We start from the raw sequence: 18,880 nt of genomic DNA, 5'->3' as shown, positions 1-18,880 counted from the left end.
TATAACAAAAGGGAATACACAAACGAGCATAAATGGCAATATTCTAGCATGGCTGACCTATATCGTCACCACATTGTGTACTTTATAACCAGTATGCTGGACTGAGGTCAGTCTTATTTGCATTTATGCCAATTGATTGATTATATTTGCATCGCGCTGATTCTCATAGCACTTTTAGTGTCGGCTGTTTCACGCTTAGCTCTCTACGTAACGCGCGGCTTCGTCGAGCGACACACTGACTAGTGTAGAAATGCCTGCACTTGGCATGGTAATACCCTTTAGCTCATCAGCAATTTGCATCGTCAGTTTATTATGACTGATAAAAATAAACTGTAAATCATCTGCTAGCTCATGAATGAGACTGGTAAAGCGCGCGACGTTGGCATCATCAAGCGGTGCATCGACCTCATCAAGGACACAGAACGGTGCAGGATGCTGCTTAAATATCGCAAAAATCAAACTCAGCGCGGTAAGGGTTTTTTCACCGCCCGATAGTACCGCCAAGCGACTGTTGCGTTTGCCCTTTGGCTGCGCCATTAAGGTAAGCCCTGCCCGCCATTGTTCCGACTTTGGCGTATTGGCTGGCATCTCGTCAGTGTTCAACGTCAGGCTAGCTTGTCCACCGCCAAAGACTTTGGCAAATAAATTGGCCAGCTCATTATTGACCGCATCAAGCGTCTGCATAAACAGCGTCTTGGTCGTCTCATCAATAGAGGCAATCGCTTCAGTCAATGTCTGCATACTGGCCGCGATATCTGCCGTCTGCTGTGCGAGTGGTTCTAGGCGCTCGTTTACCTCGGCCAACTCTGCGACCGCTGCTAGATTCACTGGCCCAATCTTACTTAATTGTTGGGTTAACTTAGCTCGCTCAGATTCTAATTCTGCGATTTTGTCTGGACGGACGCGGCGATCATGAGCGATGAAATCTGCTAGCAAGTTTGAGACACTCATGCTTTGTTGAGGTTGCTCTGCTTGCGCTTTATATTTATGACTTACACGATAATAAGCATCTAAAGCGTTCTGTGTGTGTGCGCTAGCATCCTCTAACCGTGCCGCACTCAGTGCCAATTCAGTAGCATGACGGGCAAGCTCGCTTTGCTGCGTTTGCAATGTGTTTTGCAATGTATCAAATGCCGTCTGCTGCTCAGCGTACGTTTGTTTTAATGCCATTAGCGCAGTATCGCGCTCGTTCAATAGCACTTGCTGCTCATCGCGTGTTATTTGGGCAGACTGTAGCGCTGCTTTTAGCTCTGGCAATTTAGCCTGCTGCTGCTCGTGACGCGTCTGTAGACTTTGCTCATTCTCTAAGGATTTATCATGTTGCTCAGTCGCACGAGCCAGACTACTAACACTATGCTCCAAGCGCATCTCGTATTGCTGAATACGCAGCTGCAATGCTTGCCAAGCATCATCATCAGCTTGACGCGCGCGGTTTAGCTCGCTGCGCTCAGCTTGCAGTTGCTGAGTTGTCGCTCGTGCTTCTACTATTTGCGGCGTTAGCGTAGCAATCTCGCTTTCAATGTGCTGTTGTTCTTGCTCAAGGGTTTGTTGCTCTTGCGCCAGTTCTTGCTTTTCCTGCTCAAGCGTTGCTTTATCAGCGTTCAGACGCTGGCTATCCGCTTGCAAGCGCTCAGCGTTGGCTCGCTCGGTCGTCAGTTGCTGCTGGTATTTGTGCTTATCACGGGTTAACTGCTCGGCTTGCGCACGCATTTCTTCCAAACTGACCATCAACGCATCATAATCGCGCTGGTCTTTTGCAATAGATTTTTGCTGCTCTTGTATTTTAGTTTCAAACTCATCAAGCAAGTCTTCTAATGCTTGCAAACGCGTACGCTGTTGCAGGCGCTGCGTGAGGAATTGGCTATTGCTATCGTTTTGCTCATCCTGTGCACCAGCGAATTTGCTTAAATTAATCGTCCCATGACGACTGATCAGCCAACCATCTGCGGTGAGCAATATCGCTGATGGTGGTAATGACTTTAGAACATCAGTAAGTGTGTCAATCTCATGCTGCTGACTGGTCTCAAACTGCGCTGTATATATATAGCACTGCTGCCAAAGCGCTAATGTAGGCTGTTTAATCAACTGCGATAATGGCAACACTTTATCAATCAAACTATCTGGCAATTCGCTGACAAACGCATTTTCACTAATAGCACTTTGCGCAGTAGGCAACCATAGACTATGACCCGTCTCTACTAGAGTTTTATCTTTTGCACTGGCAGGCGTATTTTGTGCCGTTTGATAAGTCAGTAAATCTGCAACGTCATGCTCAAGCGCTTGCCATAGGTTATTAGCTCGTTGAGAAATGCCAGTAGCATTATTAACGCTTGATTGCTTGATTTGATTAGCTTGTTGGTTAGCAGCCAGCACATTGCTGTCTAGCCACAACGCCAAGATATTATCGAGTAGCGGCGCATGCTCCTGCCCTTTCGCACTTAGCTCAATCTGCTCACGTAGCGTTGCAATAGCTAACGGCTGATGATGTATGCCATCGCTATCTGCATTATCTGTCGCGGTAACTTTCGTATCTGCTGATTGCTGTTGTGTAGGTTTCGGATGCAATATCTGATGCAGGGTATCGTATTCGCCTGCCAACAGCGCATGACGCTTTTCATAATCGCTCAACTCACTTTGTTGTGCGTTTAGTCTCTGCTGCAAACTATGCGCTTGCGGTTGTATCTCGGACAAGCGTTCATCGACGGCTTCGCGTTGACGCTCAACTTGCTGCAACTGCGTGCTTAGCTCAGTAACGTGCTGTTCTAGCACTTGACTGAGATCTTGCGCATTATTCGTCTTACTCACATCAGTACTGTCAGATGCAGATGGCGCTATAGACTGCTGTAATTGCTGCCACAGGTTTTGCCAGTTTTGCTCGCGGCGTTGCCATTTATCATGACTTTGCTGATGACGCTTTTGTGCTTGAGCGTTAATAGCTTGCTGCTGCTCAAGCGAACGGGCTTTATCTTGTAAGCGTAACAGATTGTTTTGCGCTTCATGCCACGCGCGCTGTAGTGGCTGCTCATTGCGCTTATAGTTATTGCGTTTATCTGTTAGCTCAGTCAGCTGCGGACGCAACGTTTCTAGCGCTTGATTCTGCTCAGCTTGTTCAGCTTTTAGGCGCTCGATATCAGCGAGTGATTGCTCACGCTGCCGAGCCAAGCCAGACAGTTGCTGCTCAATGGCATTCAGCTGTGACTTAGCATCACTTAGCTTATGTTCCGCTTGTTGATAGCCGAGCTGCTGCTGATAGTGAGCGCTTTGGGCATCGTCTTTGAGCCATTGCTCTTGATTGATACGAGCAGTGAGCTTGTCTTGCTGAGCTTTGAGCGTGTCGTAGTCAGCCTGTAGTGACGACACCTCAGTAGCACTGCGTTCATGCGCTACTTTCTGCTGTTGATACGTTTGCTTGGCTTGATAGAGTTGCTGAATAGCAAGCTGCTGCTCGATATCAGCTAGTGTTAATGCCAACTCTTCATAACGCTGCGCACTAGCCGCCTGTTTAGACAGGGTCTTTTGTTGGCGTAATAATTCGCTTTGCATATCGTGTAGACGCGCTAAATTGTCTTTTGTTTTCTCTAACTTCTTTTGTGTTTCTTCACGGCGCGCCTGATAGCGCGAGACACCTGCCGCCTCTTCGATAAACTCACGCAGCTGCACGGGACTAGACTCAACAATGCGCCCAATCATGCCTTGCTCAATCACCGCATAGCTACGTGCACCCAGCCCTGTACCTAAAAACACATCGACCACATCACGGCGACGACAACGCGTACCATTGATAAAATAATCTGAGCGGCCATCTTTATTTACCTGACGGCGAACCGATAGCTCTTGGTACAAGTTAAACTCGTGGCGAATGCCAGTCTGCTCATCTTGGGTATGCTCAAAAGTCAGCTCAACACTGGCGACACTTTTTGCTGTCTTATCCTGCGTACCAGCAAAGATAACATCACTCATCGCCCCGCCGCGTAACTGCTTGGCTGAGGTTTCGCCCAGCACCCAGCGGATAGCATCAATCACATTGGATTTGCCACAGCCGTTCGGCCCGACGATGGCGGTGATACCATGACGAAAAGTAAAAGTGGTTGGATTGGCAAAGGATTTGAAGCCTGCCAGCTTTAGAGATTTTAAACGCATGAAGAGTCAATAAACTTAGCAAAAACAGGCGGCTATTCTACCTGAAATTGTAGTGGGTTTTTAGGGTTAAACTGCTAAGTGCATAAACGATTTTGATTCTAGGCTTTGATGGAACCCTCGTAATAGTTTTTGCTCCACTTGGCAGACGCTATTTTCTGCTAAGTAGCGATTATTAAACTCGATGAAGGCTGACCAAGAGATACTTGCTACTTCTAAGTGATCGACTATTTCTAACAGCTCTGGTCTTAGCAAATGCTGATACTTTCTTGGCCGTTTATGACATAGAGCCAGCTCCCGATCTACGAGCGTTTGCTTGTTTTGCTTTAGCGCGTCACCACCGATAAATAACAACAAAAACTTTGCCCCTTTATCGATAAAGCCTTTTTCTAATAAATGCTCGTACATCAAACAATACTTTAGGATTGGGTCTGGGTTTTTCCGACCAGCGAGCTTTAACTCATTCGCTATCAGCACATTCGCCTGATGGTTGTAGGCTAGGTTGTCCATATACATTGCTTTTAGCTCTGTACTGTTTTCAAACATGTCGCTATTACCATGTGTCGACCATGATTCACTCGGCTCAAAGCTAATAAATTGCTGATAAAATAAGTTCAGATAAACATCACTGCACAAACTCAAAAAGATATCGAACTCTTTATTTAGGTAATCCTCAGAAAAGAACGTTACGCGGCGCACGGCTTCTCTCGCATTACAGATACCCATCGTTTGCGTTGAATACGTCTCTAGCTGCTCAGTTTCATTCATTTTTGTATTGAGCTTTTTGATGACTGATTGCTCAATCTCCTCTATGTTTTTATCTTTCAAATCTGGGTGAGATGCCCACTCAATGATTTGGCGTACGTATTGCTTTTTAGTGATGCCTAAAATACGCTGCGGCTCCCATGCCAAAAACTCTACCATATTAGAGAGACCAGTCGTCCATGATAGCTGGTCTTTTAGATGATTCATTGAGCCGAAAACACGGCGGTATTTTTCTGCAGCTTTCATACTAATAATGTCTCACGGTTTGCTTACTAATTTTATAAAAACTCATTATTGCTATAGAACACCCAATCCACTCAATAACAACTGTCCTCCAGCAAATATCAATAATACGCCAAATGCGCGCTTAAGCATCAGCGCAGGTAAGATATGGGCAAGCTTGGCACCGACTTTTGCCATAGCAAAGCTAGCGACTGAAATAAACAAGAACCCTGTGGCATGGACAAATCCTATCGTGCCCTCGGGCAGATTGACCACGTCTTGACCGAACCAAGCAAAGCCTGCTGCTCCAGCCAATGCAATCGGTAGACCGCATGCTGCTGACGTGCCGACCGATTGTTTCATCGGCAGCCCTGCCCAGTTCAAAAACGGTACGGTCAAGCTGCCGCCGCCAATGCCAAAAATAGAGGACGCCATACCAATGCCAGTACCTGCACCAAACTGGACACCGGCCGATGGTAACGGTTTACCCACTTGTTCTTTATTCGAAAAGAACAGCATTTTTAGAGCAACCAATAGCGCACCGAAACCAATGATAGCCTGTAGTGCTTGTCCATCAATCATATCCGCGATACCCGCACCGACCAAACTACCGATGACCAATCCAAGCGCCATCTTGCGCCATACTTCCCAGCGCACGCCGCCGCGCTTGTTATGTGCCGTCAGTGAGCTGATTGAAGTTACAACGATGGTCGCCAACGACGTACCAATGGCCAAATGGGTGATTACTTCTGGCGAAAAGTCATAAGCGGTAAAAATCCAGACCAATGCAGGCACGATAATCATGCCACCGCCGACGCCAAACAAGCCCGCGCTGACACCCGCAAACGCGCCTGCAATCACAAACCACACATATAACATCATAGAACGAACCTTTTATAATACTAACTGGCGCTATAGTACTCATTGGCGCTTAGGCGTGCTTAATTGTATTTGCCAAATCTCAGCGCGACCTTTATGCTGTTTACTCGGTACTGTCTGACCGCAACAATCGCTCAGTATATCAAAGTTTCCTTTAACCACATCGACTAAACTTATGCCGCCACTCACTAGTTTTTCTACCTATTTATCCGAGCTCAATCATCGTCATGTGGCTAGTAGCGCCTCGACCAATAGTGAGCTGATAGAAGCCTTGCAAAACGGGGCGTTAGATGTCGCCACCGTACACGTTTTGACCGCGGAAACCCAAAGCGCAGGTCGTGGTCAGCACGGACGCTCGTGGCAATCACCGCGCGGCAATGTCTATCTGTCGCTATACCATCCCGTGCATATGCCAATCAGTGGCTTGCTATCGCTAATCATTGGTCTTGAGCTGGCGAAGATGCCTGTCATTCAAATGTTGAACGAGCAACTGCAAGCACAAGGACTGACGCCAATTGGGGTGAAATGGGCAAATGACTTGGGTTTTTATCAGCAAGCTCAGAGCCAATCTGAAGAGCAATCTAAAGAACAATCCATAACGGACAGCTCGGTATTGGATTCCGTATTGGATAGTGATGTAGCAAATCAGCGTACGCTACCCTTTAATAAACTGGCTGGGATTTTGATAGAGCCAGTGACTAAAGCTGGCAGGTTAGTCGGTGTGGTGCTAGGTATTGGCCTAAACGTACAGGCAGCACCAAAGCTCACCACACAAACGTCTGAGGGCATGAGTTACCAAGCGATTAGCTTACAAGACATTAATGAGAGGCTACCTTTAGAGTCACGATCTGCGAGCCTACCAGACCTACCAATGCTCTATCAGCAGATGTGCAAAGCATTGATAGCGGCGATGACACGCTTTGAGCATTTGGGCATAGAACAGCCAACGGGTCATACTTATTATTTGGATAGTTTTTTGGAGCAGTTTGCGACGATGGATGCGCTATCAGGTCTACATTTGCGCGTCACCCAAGACTATAATAACGAAGAAAAAGTCGTGACAGGAGTCGCTTGCGGTGTCGACACACATGGCTGTTTGCAATTGCGCCAAGATAACGGTAAGATTTCTACGCTTTTTACTGGACGCATCGACGTTATTTATTAGGCTTAGACAACTATATTGATGAACACCATCATTAACGAGCACTATATAAAGGGACTTTTATGCTCTGGCTTGATCTTGGAAATACCCGCCTAAAATACTGGCTAACCGATGATATCGGACAAATAGTCGCGCATGATGCTAAGCAGCACCTGCAAGCACCTGCCGAACTACTTATGGGTCTGACCGATCGCTTTGAACGTTATGCGCCTGACTTTATTGGTATCTCATCAGTATTGGGCGACAATCTTAATGCCAAAGTATCAGAGACGCTCAGTCGTTTGAATATTCCGTTTGAGTTTGTCCATGTCGATGCCGCGCATGCGCTGATGAAAAGTGCTTACAATGATCAGCAGCTCGGCTGTGATCGCTGGCTACAGATGCTGGGCGCGGTCGATAAGAAAAAACGCCAGTGTGTGATTGGTTGTGGCACAGCGGTGACCATTGATTTGATTGATCATGCTGAGCATTTGGGCGGTTATATTTTCCCCAGCATCTATCTACAGCGTGAGTCATTGTTCTCTGGTACTAAGCAAATCACTATCTCGAACGGTACTTTTGATAGCGTCAGCCAAGGCTTAACCACTCAAGACGCAGTACATCGCGGTATTTTGCTCTCTATCGTCGGCGCAATCAATGAGATTAGCCATCGTCACCCTAATTTTGAATTGATTATGACAGGTGGTGATGCAGCCATTATCTCGCAGCACGTCAACCGTCCGGTACGTCTGCGTGATGATCTATTATTAAATGGTCTGGCTAGATACTTTGATTATCGGAATAAGTTTTAGTAGATCACTTAATAGCACACTGGCACATTATTATATTGACACAAAAAAAGCAGCACGTTTTAAGCGTGCTGCTTTTTTATTTTATTATCAAAAAATAGCTAACGTATTGCTAGCTATTACCCCCATACCTTATTATTTGGTCTCGTTAAATAGCTCACGACCGACTAGCATACGGCGGATTTCACTGGTACCTGCGCCAATCTCGTACAGCTTGGCATCGCGCCAGTAGCGACCGAGTGGATACTCATTGGTATAGCCGTTGCCGCCAAATATTTGAATACCTTCACCTGCCATCCATGTGGCTTTTTCGGCACACCATAGAATCACACTGGCGCAATCTTTACGCACTTCTCGACTATGACCCGCACCGCGCGCGTCCAACATGTCCAAATTCTTGCCAACGGTATATAAGAAACTACGACCGGCTTGTAGTATGGTATACATGTCCGCAACTTTACCTTGGATAAGCTGAAACTCACCGATCGCTTGACCAAACTGTTTACGGTCATGGATATAAGGCACGACATTGTCCATCACCGCTTGCATGATACCGATAGGACCTGCGGCCAATACGGCACGCTCGTAATCTAGGCCACTCATCAATACCTTAACGCCTTCATTAAGACCACCCAAGATATTTTCGCTTGGTACTTTTACATTATTAAAAGTCATCTCACCAGTATGGCTACCACGCATGCCGAGCTTGTCTAGCTTTTGCGCGGTACCAAAACCTTCCATACCTTTTTCAACGATAAAGGCCGTCATGCCTTTTGCACCCAATTCAGGATTGGTCTTGGCATAGACCACCATCACGTCAGCATCAGGACCATTGGTAATCCACATTTTGCTACCGTTCAACACATAGCTGCCGTCTTTTTCTTCAGCTTTTAGCTTCATACTAACGACGTCTGAGCCAGCGCCTGTCTCACTCATTGCCAATGCACCGATGAACTCGCCACTGATTAGTTTTGACAGATATTTCTGCTTTTGTTCTTCAGAACCATTACGTTTGATTTGGTTAATACATAGGTTAGAGTGCGCCCCATAGCTAAGCGCTACCGATGCCGAAGCTCGGCTAATCTCTTCCATCGCGACCATATGTGCGACGTAGCCCATATTAGAGCCGCCGTACTCTTCTGGAACGGTAATACCATGTAGACCGAGGTCACCCATCTTTTGCCACAGATCCATTGGAAACTCATCACTGCTATCAATCTCGGCAGCACGTGGAGCGATCTCGTTTGCTGCAAACTGCTGCACGACATCACGTAGGGCGTCAATATCTTCGCCAAGTTGAAAATTCAATCCAGGTAAACTCATAACCATTCCTTGTATATAAATATTTTTAAATCTTGAATTTTAATCTGTTTTTTAAAGCCAATGTAACTGCATTTTTGGTACCGTTTTTAATGTCATAGTCAACTTAATGTGAAAGTATGGCAAGGCAACCGAGTGTAGATGTATATCGAATACTTCAAACAAGGTTAACGCTGTCGTACCTTCACAGTGGATTGACTATACTAATTAAGACTGGCGTTTATTAATGATGGCACGTGCTACATTTGATCCATTTGGACGCTTTAAGAACTCGCTGATACGTTCACCTGCCACGACCAATTTATCCAAATCGATACCCGTGCTGATACCCATACCATGCATCATATACACCACATCTTCAGTCGCGACATTACCTGTTGCACCTTTGGCATACGGACAACCACCGAGGCCAGCAACAGAGGTATCAAATTCGCTGACACCCATTTGTAAGGCAGCCAAAGTATTGCTTAGTGCCTGGCCATAAGTATCATGAAAATGACCCGACAACATAGAAATATCAGCATACTCAAGTGCAGCTTGCAACGCTCGTTGTACTTTGAGCGGTGTACCCACACCGATCGTATCTGCAATGCCAATCTGCTCTGAACCGATCTCAATCAACCGCTTGGTCACATACGCTACTTGGCTTGGGTCAATGTCACCTTCATAAGGACAACCGACCGTACAAGAGATAACGCCACGTACTTTGATGCCTTGCGCTTTTGCCGCAGCAGCTACTGGCGCAAAACGCTCAATACTCTCATCGACACTACAGTTGATGTTTTTTTGACTAAAGGTTTCGCTAGCTGAGCCAAAGATGACGATTTCGTCAGGACGGTGCAAAATGGCGTTTTCAAAACCGCGCATATTGGGTACCAGTACCGAGTAGCAAACGTCCGTCTGCCGTGTCGGCGCTAGCGCGTCAAGTAGCGCGCTATTATCGCCCATTTGTGGCACCCACTTTGGCGAGACAAAACTGGTCGCTTCCAGCTTTTTGACACCCGCCGCAATCAAGTCATTGATAAGCGCTTGCTTAACCTCAGTCGGTACCGTCATGGATTCGTTTTGTAGTCCATCACGTGGACTGACATCAACAATGCTGACATGGCTTGGATACGAATGGCTCATACTTGTCGTCCTTTTTGTTATTTGCGCTTTGATGAGGCTTTTTTATTAAGCTACGTCAGCTATGCTTTTTCACTATCGATTCGCAATAGCTCATCACCATCAGCGACCAAATCACCTGCTGCAAATAATAGCTCTGCTACCACACCATCTGTCGGTGCGGTAATCGTGTGTTCAATTTTCATGGCTTCGATGACGGCAAGTGGTTCGCCTTTTTTCACAGTATCGCCAACAGCTACTTTGAATGCAACCACTTGTCCTGGCATTGGCGACTTCAAACTGCCGACCGCTGCTGTGTCTTCGCCCACATGTGCCATTACGTCGACAAGCGTAATTTCATCACGTCCGCTATCTGTGAATACGTAGACCGTCTCGTTATTCACCCAGCTTTGGGCACTGATACGTGCACCCTCTAACCATAAAGTATGATTGTGCGCGTCACTGCTATCATAATTGACCTCACCTTCGTAAACCGTTTCGGTCTGAGCAGCTACATTGATATTGCTATCATCCTGCGTATTCGCGATTTCTTTACCAATGATGAGCGTAAAACTACTGAGATTATCGCCGCCTTTTTTGCTATCAACACCACTCACATTATGCCAATTACTGATGCGAGCATTGTAGGCCTGCTCATCATAAACCAAGCTAAATGAACGAGTATAATCGCTATAAGCACGGAAACCCGTTGGCTTGCTAAACGGATCTGAGCTTTGCATGTTTGCTTCACTCGCAAGCTGCTGGGCAATAGCAGTCACCACAAGCGTCGATAATCCAAGCGGATGTTGGTCAAAAAGCTTATCCTGCTCACGCTCTATCAATGCCGTATCGAGATTGGCTTTGCTAAATGAATCGGTATTTAAAATATAACGCAAAAATGCCACGTTGTTTGGCAGACCAACGATACGCGTCTGTGCCAATGCACGATCAAGTCTCGCCAACGCTTGCTCGCGCGTAGGAGCATGGACGATAAGCTTGGCAATCATAGAGTCGTAAAAAGGACTGATCACATCACCCTCACGTACGCCATCATCGATACGCACATCAGTGCCGTTTTTATCAATGACAAAGGTACTGTGCTCAGGCTTTTGATAAGTGAATAACGTCCCTGTCGCTGGTAAGAAATTATTGTCAGGGTTTTCGGCACAGATACGCGCCTCAATTGCATGACCGTTGATAGCCAGATCATTTTGCGTTTTTGGCAATGGCTGACCCGCAGCAACCAACAGCTGCCACTCGACCAAATCGACACCAGTAATCGCTTCACTAACTGGATGCTCAACTTGCAAGCGCGTGTTCATTTCCATGAAATAAAAATTCATAGAGTCTTCACGCTGCTCAACGATGAATTCAACCGTACCTGCACCAACGTAATCGACCGCACGTGCTGCTTCGATTGCCGCTGTACCCATCGCTTCACGCATGGCAGTATCAATACCTGGTGCAGGCGCTTCTTCTAGTACTTTTTGATGGCGACGCTGTACTGAGCAATCACGCTCAAACAGATGCACATAATTACCGTGCGTATCGCCAAATACTTGGATTTCGATATGACGTGGTTTTAGCGCATACTTTTCGACCAATACTTGATCATTGCCAAAACTGGTAATCGCTTCACGGCGACATGAGTCTAACAGGTCAATAAAATCGCTGCTTTTTTCAACGATACGCATGCCTTTACCGCCGCCACCTGCACTGGCTTTAATCAAGACAGGATAGCCAATACTATCTGCCTGCTGCTGCAAAAACTGTGCATCTTGGTTATCACCATGATAGCCTGGTATCAGCGGCACACCAGCCGATTCCATTAAGCGCTTAGACTCAGACTTGCCGCCCATGGCACGGATAGCTTCCGCCGATGGACCGATAAATACTAGACCAGCATCTTGGCAAGCCTGTGCAAAGTCTGCGTTCTCACTTAAAAACCCATACCCTGGATGGATTGCTTGGACGCCCGTCTGCTTAGCGATAGCAATAATGGCATCGCCCTTTAGATAACTGTCTTTCGGTGCCGAACCGCCTAAATAGATGGCCTCATCACAGACAGCCACATGCTTGGCCTCACGATCCGCATCAGAATAAACAGCAACGGTACTGACGCCAAGACGCTTAGCAGTCGCAGCCACTCGGCAAGCAATTTCACCACGGTTGGCGATTAGAATTTTAGAAAACATAACTATCCCTGTGTCTTGTCGTTATTATTTGACGTCTTGTCTATTTACCCATTTGCCTATCATTGTTCTACTACTAGTTAGTCTGCCATTAGCCAATCAGGTTTACGCTTTTGCAAAAATGCTTGTACCCCCTCACGGCCTTGCTTTGATGAGCGGATATCAGCGATACCTTTGACCGTGTCAGCAATCAGCTCATCTGTAATAGGTGCACCAGCGACATCGTGTAATAGCTGCTTGCAGGTCTTAACTGCATCAGGGCTGTTTCTGACGACCTTGTTACAGAACGCAGCCACTTCATCGCCTAGCCACTCTTCGCTAACACGCTCATGGATAAAGCCAAGCTGACGCGCCTTTTTAGCATCAAATACTTCAGCACTTAAAAAATAACGCTGCGACGCTCTAGCACCTAGCGCTCGGATAACATAAGGACTGATAGTGGCAGGGGCCAACCCTAACCGCACTTCACTCAGGCAAAAATTAGCAATTTTGACCGCAATGGCTACGTCGCAAGCAGCGACCAGGCCCATGCCGCCTGCATAAACATCGCCTTGAATAGCCGCAACTGTTGGCTTGGGACATTCATAAATAGTCTTAAGCATTTGCGCCAACTTATCAGCATCCGCTAGATTCTCTTCATAGCTATAATCCGCCATGGCACGCATCCAATTAAGGTCAGCACCTGCGCAAAATGCCTTGCCAGCTGCTGCTAGTACAATGACACGTACATTATCATTAGCACCAAGCGTACTGAATGCATCGGTTAGCTCAGCAATCATTTCATCGTTAAAGGCATTACGTATCTCAGGACGACTTAACGTCACTGTCGCCACGTGCTGCTCGACGTTAACCAGTAGGCTTTTATAATTTTTATTACTGTCTTTTTGCATAACTTTCTCTATATTTTTTATGTAAATACTCAAACAAACTCTTGGTCAATCCATAATAATGTTAATACAAGGAAACCAAGTGCAGAGACTAAGCGTAGATGTACAAATCATCCTTCAAATGAGGTTAACACAGTAGTCGTTTATTATGAGGGGACCTTAGAACGCTTACATTCTAAAGACACCAAATTTTGTCTCTTCAATCGGCGCGTTATATGCAGCGCTCAGCCCTAACGCCAATACATTACGGGTATCAGCAGGATCAATTACGCCGTCATCCCACATACGTGCGGTAGCATAATACGGATGACCTTGCTCTTCATACATTTCACGAATCGGCGCTTTAAATGCTGCTTCGTCTTCATCACTCCACGTCTCGCCCTTGCGATCAAAGTTATCACGTTTGACCGTTGCCAGTACTGATGCTGCTTGCTCGCCGCCCATGACAGAGATACGCGCATTTGGCCACATCCATAAGAAACGCGGGCTGTAAGCGCGACCACACATACCGTAGTTACCAGCGCCGAACGAACCACCGACGATAACGGTAAATTTTGGCACTTTTGCATTGGCCACAGCCATTACCATTTTGGCGCCATGACGAGCGATCCCTTCGTTCTCGTATTTACGACCCACCATAAAGCCAGTAATGTTCTGCAGGAACACTAATGGAATTTTGCGCTTACAGCACAGCTCGATGAAGTGCGTACCTTTTTGCGCTGACTCACTGAACAAGATACCGTTATTGGCAATAATACCAACAGGCATCCCTTCGATATGAGCAAATCCACAAACCAACGTCGTACCAAAGCGTGATTTGAATTCATCAAAAGCACTGTCATCGACGATACGCGCGATGATTTCTCTGATATCAAATGGCTTGCGCTTGTCCGTTGGAATCACACCATAGAGTTCTTTGGCATCGTAACGTGGCGGACGCGGTGTGATTTGATTAGGAATATTTTTTGCAGGGCGATTTAGGTGACTGACGATATTACGGGCAATCGATAACGCGTGGGTATCATTCTGCGCTAGATGATCGACTACACCTGACAGTCGGGTATGTACATCGCCACCACCCAAGTCTTCTGCCGTGACCTCTTCACCAGTTGCTGCTTTGACTAGTGGCGGACCACCCAAAAAGATAGTGCCTTGTTCTTTGACGATAATAGATTCATCGCTCATGGCAGGCACATAAGCACCGCCAGCCGTACAGCTGCCCATAACCACAGCAATCTGTGGAATACCTGCCGCACTCAGATTGGCTTGGTTAAAGAAGATACGGCCGAAATGCTCTTTATCAGGGAATACATCATCTTGGTTCGGTAAATTAGCCCCACCTGAATCAACCAGATAAACGCATGGTAGATGGTTTTCTTGCGCAATCTCTTGAGCTCGTAGGTGTTTTTTGACCGTCATTGGGTAGTACGTGCCGCCTTTTACCGTGGCATCGTTACAGACAATCATGCACTCAACGCCATTGATACGACCGATACCGGCAATCACCCCAGCCGCTGGAATCTCTTCGCCATACATATCATGTGCGGCCATCGGCGCCACTTCTAGGAACGGCGTACCCACATCCAATAAACGCTCGACACGCTCACGAGGCAAGAGTTTGCCACGCGCTAGATGCTTGGCTCGTGCGCGCTCTGAGCCACCTTGGGCAACTTTACGCAAGTGTACATACAGGTCATCGACTATCTCTTGCATCGCGGCACTGTTTTTCTGAAAATCGCTTGAGTTTGGACTCAGTTTACTGGTTATGATAGCGCTCATGATATCCCTTTTTTTCTTATACATAGATAGATACGTAGATGTGAGTAGCTTTTTATATAAATCATACTAAGTACTATTTTTAAGCGTTGCTCACATATAGTCGATTCAATTTAAAAGTAGTACAAGGCAACCGAGTGCAGATGTATGTGTGATACTTCAAGCGAGGTTAACGCTGTAATACTTTTATAGTGAAATGAATATAGTTAGTCTTTTGTTTTTTAGAGCAGATAAGTAAGCTTACTACAAACCCAGCTCTTCTTTCATTTGCTCAATGATTTTATATTTTTGAATTTTACCAGTGATGGTCATTGGATATTCAGTCACAAAGCGATAGTAAGTCGGCACTTTATAATGAGCGATATGCTCGCTACAGAACTCGCGTACTTCCTGTTCAGTCAAGCAGCCAGGTTCTTTTGGAATAATCCACGCCGCAAGTACTTCACCATAACGCTCATCTGGTATACCCACAATTTGCACATCACGAATCTTTGGATGACGATAGAGGTAATTTTCAATTTCTACCGGATAGATATTTTCGCCGCCGCGAATCACCATATCTTTACTACGGCCGACAATTTTGACATAGCCGTCTTCATCCATTGTGGCCAAGTCACCCGTATGCATCCAACCATCTTGGATGGCTTCACGCGTTTTAAAGCGGCTGCCCCAATAGCCTTTCATCACTGAATAGCCTCGTGTAAGCAACTCACCTGTCTCACCCAGCGGGACAATTTCACCTGTTTCTGTATCGACGACTTTGACCTCAAGCGCAGGCTGTACCAGTCCCACGGTTGATACTTGTTTATCAAGTGGCGTGTGCTCATTGGTCTGGCAAGATACGGGACTGGTCTCTGTCATACCATAGGCAATAGTGACTTCGCTCATATGCATCTTATCGATGACACGGCGCATGACTTCAATCGGACAGCTAGAGCCAGCCATGATGCCAGTACGTAAGGTAGATAAATCAAAGTCTTTAAATTCAGGATGGTCAAGCTCTGCGATAAACATCGTTGGCACGCCGTGCAGACCTGTACACTTTTCTTCTTCGACTGCTTGTAATACGGTCAATGGCTCGAAGCCATCGTTTGGATATACGATACAACCGCCATGTGTGAGAATCGCTAGATTGCCGAGTACCATACCAAAACAATGATACAAGGGTACTGGAATACACAGCCTATCCTCTTCAGTAAGGTTCATGGCCTCACCGATGAAGTAGCCATTGTTAAGGATGTTACGATGGCTTAGGGTGGCACCTTTTGGTGTACCAGTTGTACCACTAGTAAACTGTACATTGATCGCATCAGTGTTTTTAAGCTGAGCTTGGCGCTCGGCAACACGTGGATCGTTAGCATCGCCCTCGCTCATCCACGCAGAGAATTTTTGCATAAAGCCGAATGTCTCGTCCGACTCTGGCTCATCAATCCAAATGATACGTTCAATCGTTGGAATCTCGACCAAATCAAGCTGAGTGTAGTCTTTATGGTAAATCTCAGGACATAGCTCACGGATTAAACTGGCGTAGTCACTGGTTTTGAAATGACGCATCAGTACGAGCGCTGAACAGCCCAGTTTATTTAAGGCATATTGCAACTCAAAGGTGCGGTAGGCAGGATTGATATTAACGAGGATAACGCCGACTTTTGCTGTAGCCAATTGCATGAGCAACCATTCAGCATTGTTGTGTGACCAAATACCGATACGATCGCCAATTTCTAGTCCCATCTCAATCATACTACTGGCTAGCTGATTCACTTGCTGCTGTAGCTCACGATATGTCCAGCGGATATTTTGATGACGGACGACCAGTGCTTCGCGCTCAGGATATTTGGAGACAATAGCATCAAAAAAGTCACCAATTGTCGCTTCAATCAGCGGTACATCAGGACCTTTATCATAGCTTTGAGTAAGTGGTGCATTGGCTGAGCGTGCGCCCATATTGATACTAGGAATGTTGTTTAAAATAGTATCGAAGTCAACGCGAGTCGAATCGAAATCAGGAGTTTGAGTCATAACGAGTCCTTTCGTTTTACTTTTTATATTATTTATAAATAGCACTTATTAATAGCCTGCGTGCAAACCTTCTTCCTTGGGCAGGTCTTATATAGCATTCAGCTACTATAACGCCATCAATGAAAGCCTGTCAACAATATCAATACAGTATGTATCATTTAATTAGATAGTCTGCCTTTCTACTTAGTAAAAGGTAGCATAGAATCATGGCAAATATTTGACACAAAAAAGCCAGCCACATCATAAAGAATGGGCTGGCTCGATCATCAATATTGTCTTTTAACTGAATCTTATTGAAAGGAATCTAATAAAGGACATTACTTATAAATACTGTGCTTTTATTAGTTTTTCAAAAGACGGTATTGCAACCATTATGCTTTAGGAACTACAGGCGCTTTAATCGTTACTGTTGCGCTAACGGCTTCATTATCATCGAGCAAATCCATGATTAGCTCATCATCGCTTTCAGTCTTTACTTGCCAATTACCCGCTGCTTGCGGTACACCCGTCACCATCACAGAGATGGCTTTATTTTTTAGGCGAATCATTGGTGGTTTATGATCATAGCCACTATGCTCATGACCTAAGATATCATCAGCGATAGTCGTAGCCTGCGCGCGTAATGGCGCAACATAACGACAAGCAACCCCGTTGATAGACATACAGTCACCGATGGCATAGATATTCGCTGCATTGGTACGCAACGTTGCTGCATCCACCACGATACCCGTACGACGATCGAATTCTACACCAGCCGCAGCAGGTAATTGCTCATCGACTGTCAGACCTGTACTGGCAATCACATGATCTACAATCAGTGGTTCGAGCGGCTGAGTATCAGTACTATCTGCATCCGATGATAATGGAGCATAGTCTACTCGTAGTTTCTCGGTATCTTCGCTGTCATTGTTATTGTCGTCGTCATTAGCATGAGCGACAGCTGATACTTGATAACCACCTAAGAATTGAATGCCCTGCGACTCGATTGCTTTGGCAATACGTGCGGTTGCTTTGGCTGGTAGCATCTGTGAAAGCGGTGCATCATTTAAATCAATGAGCGTTACTTTATGACCAGCTTTAAGTAGGTCTTCTGCGATTTCTGTACCCACCATACCAGCACCAACGATCGCAACATGCTGACTACCTGCTGCTAGCTTTTCTTGTAGCTGACTAAAACGCTCGATATGATTGACATGCCAGACCAAATCTTGCGGCAGACTTTTAGGGAATATAGGATGCGCGCCCATCGCTAGTACCATTTTCTCATAGCCGATAGTCGTCAGTGCGTCATCTGACTGCGCATTAGAGCGCACCTGTACAGTTTGACTCACTGGATCAATATCTGTCACTTGTGTATTAGCTAGCAATGTCACTTCTGCTGTGTTCGCCGCTTCGCTACCCGATGCCCGTACCAAATCTGATGCTCGTTTGTTTTGGCTGATTGCCATTGTCAACATCGGCTTGTGATAACGGTCGCCACTATCAGCCGTGATTAATGTGATTGGAATCTCTGTGTCTTTGGCACGAATGGCATCAATGACATGCCAGCCTGCCAGTCCTGCACCAATAATAACCACACCTTTTTTTGCTGCTGTGCTCGTTGCTACAGATGGATTTTCTACGCTCATA

At 46.1% G+C, this 18,880-nt stretch carries 12 protein-coding genes; 2 read left to right on the top strand and 10 right to left on the bottom strand.

Annotation, left to right across the window (positions count from 1 at the left end):
* Window positions 1–195: 195 nt before the first annotated feature.
* From JMY00_RS02045 to JMY00_RS02035, 3 genes are all read right to left on the bottom strand, one after another.
* Window positions 196–4,140 carry an AAA family ATPase gene (locus JMY00_RS02045; RefSeq protein WP_201578938.1) on the bottom strand — a complete coding sequence of 1,315 codons (3,945 nt, stop codon included), beginning with the start codon at window positions 4,138–4,140 and terminating at the stop codon, window positions 196–198.
* Window positions 4,141–4,206: 66 nt separating this feature from the next.
* Window positions 4,207–5,148 (bottom strand): hypothetical protein, encoded by a 942-nt coding sequence (locus tag JMY00_RS02040; RefSeq protein WP_201578937.1) that lies wholly within the window; start codon window positions 5,146–5,148, stop codon window positions 4,207–4,209.
* Window positions 5,149–5,199: 51 nt separating this feature from the next.
* Complete coding sequence (locus JMY00_RS02035) at window positions 5,200–6,003, bottom strand: sulfite exporter TauE/SafE family protein (protein WP_201578986.1); 804 nt, start codon at window positions 6,001–6,003, stop codon at window positions 5,200–5,202.
* A gap of 175 nt (window positions 6,004–6,178) precedes the next feature.
* Here JMY00_RS02035 and JMY00_RS02030 point away from each other — a divergent pair, with 175 nt between their 5' ends.
* Both JMY00_RS02030 and JMY00_RS02025 read left to right on the top strand, forming a co-directional pair.
* Entirely contained in the window at window positions 6,179–7,168 is a 990-nt protein-coding gene (locus tag JMY00_RS02030; protein WP_201578936.1) for a biotin--[acetyl-CoA-carboxylase] ligase, read from the top strand.
* Between the two features lie 59 nt (window positions 7,169–7,227).
* Window positions 7,228–7,956, top strand: a complete 729-nt coding sequence (locus JMY00_RS02025) for a pantothenate kinase (RefSeq protein ID WP_201578935.1) — start codon at window positions 7,228–7,230, stop codon at window positions 7,954–7,956.
* 132 nt (window positions 7,957–8,088) lie between these two features.
* On the opposite strand, the gene JMY00_RS02020 is transcribed toward JMY00_RS02025, so the two are convergent.
* The 7 genes from JMY00_RS02020 to JMY00_RS01990 all read right to left on the bottom strand — a co-directional run bounded on the left by JMY00_RS02020 (window position 8,089) and on the right by JMY00_RS01990 (window position 18,879).
* Window positions 8,089–9,276, bottom strand: coding sequence for an isovaleryl-CoA dehydrogenase (locus JMY00_RS02020; protein WP_201578934.1), 1,188 nt, complete (start codon window positions 9,274–9,276; stop codon window positions 8,089–8,091).
* Between the two features lie 204 nt (window positions 9,277–9,480).
* On the bottom strand, window positions 9,481–10,401 hold the full coding sequence (locus JMY00_RS02015; protein ID WP_201578933.1) for a hydroxymethylglutaryl-CoA lyase: 921 nt from the start codon (window positions 10,399–10,401) through the stop codon (window positions 9,481–9,483).
* Window positions 10,402–10,460: 59 nt separating this feature from the next.
* Window positions 10,461–12,572, bottom strand: coding sequence for an acetyl/propionyl/methylcrotonyl-CoA carboxylase subunit alpha (locus JMY00_RS02010; protein ID WP_201578932.1), 2,112 nt, complete (start codon window positions 12,570–12,572; stop codon window positions 10,461–10,463).
* A gap of 77 nt (window positions 12,573–12,649) precedes the next feature.
* Entirely contained in the window at window positions 12,650–13,459 is an 810-nt protein-coding gene (locus tag JMY00_RS02005; protein ID WP_201578931.1) for an enoyl-CoA hydratase/isomerase family protein, read from the bottom strand.
* 165 nt (window positions 13,460–13,624) lie between these two features.
* Window positions 13,625–15,235 (bottom strand): carboxyl transferase domain-containing protein, encoded by a 1,611-nt coding sequence (locus JMY00_RS02000; RefSeq protein ID WP_201578930.1) that lies wholly within the window; start codon window positions 15,233–15,235, stop codon window positions 13,625–13,627.
* A 240-nt stretch (window positions 15,236–15,475) separates the two neighbouring features.
* Entirely contained in the window at window positions 15,476–17,251 is a 1,776-nt protein-coding gene (locus JMY00_RS01995) for an AMP-binding protein (RefSeq protein ID WP_201578929.1), read from the bottom strand.
* Window positions 17,252–17,622: 371 nt separating this feature from the next.
* Window positions 17,623–18,879 carry an FAD-dependent oxidoreductase gene (locus JMY00_RS01990; RefSeq protein ID WP_201578928.1) on the bottom strand — a complete coding sequence of 419 codons (1,257 nt, stop codon included), beginning with the start codon at window positions 18,877–18,879 and terminating at the stop codon, window positions 17,623–17,625.
* Window position 18,880 lies beyond the last annotated feature (1 nt).

The sequence above is a fragment of the Psychrobacter sp. Pi2-52 genome (genome assembly GCF_904846705.1).
GTDB lineage: Bacteria > Pseudomonadota > Gammaproteobacteria > Pseudomonadales > Moraxellaceae > Psychrobacter.
The sequence above is the reverse complement of the archived record's forward strand: the minus strand, read 5'-3'. Positions and strand labels throughout refer to the sequence as shown.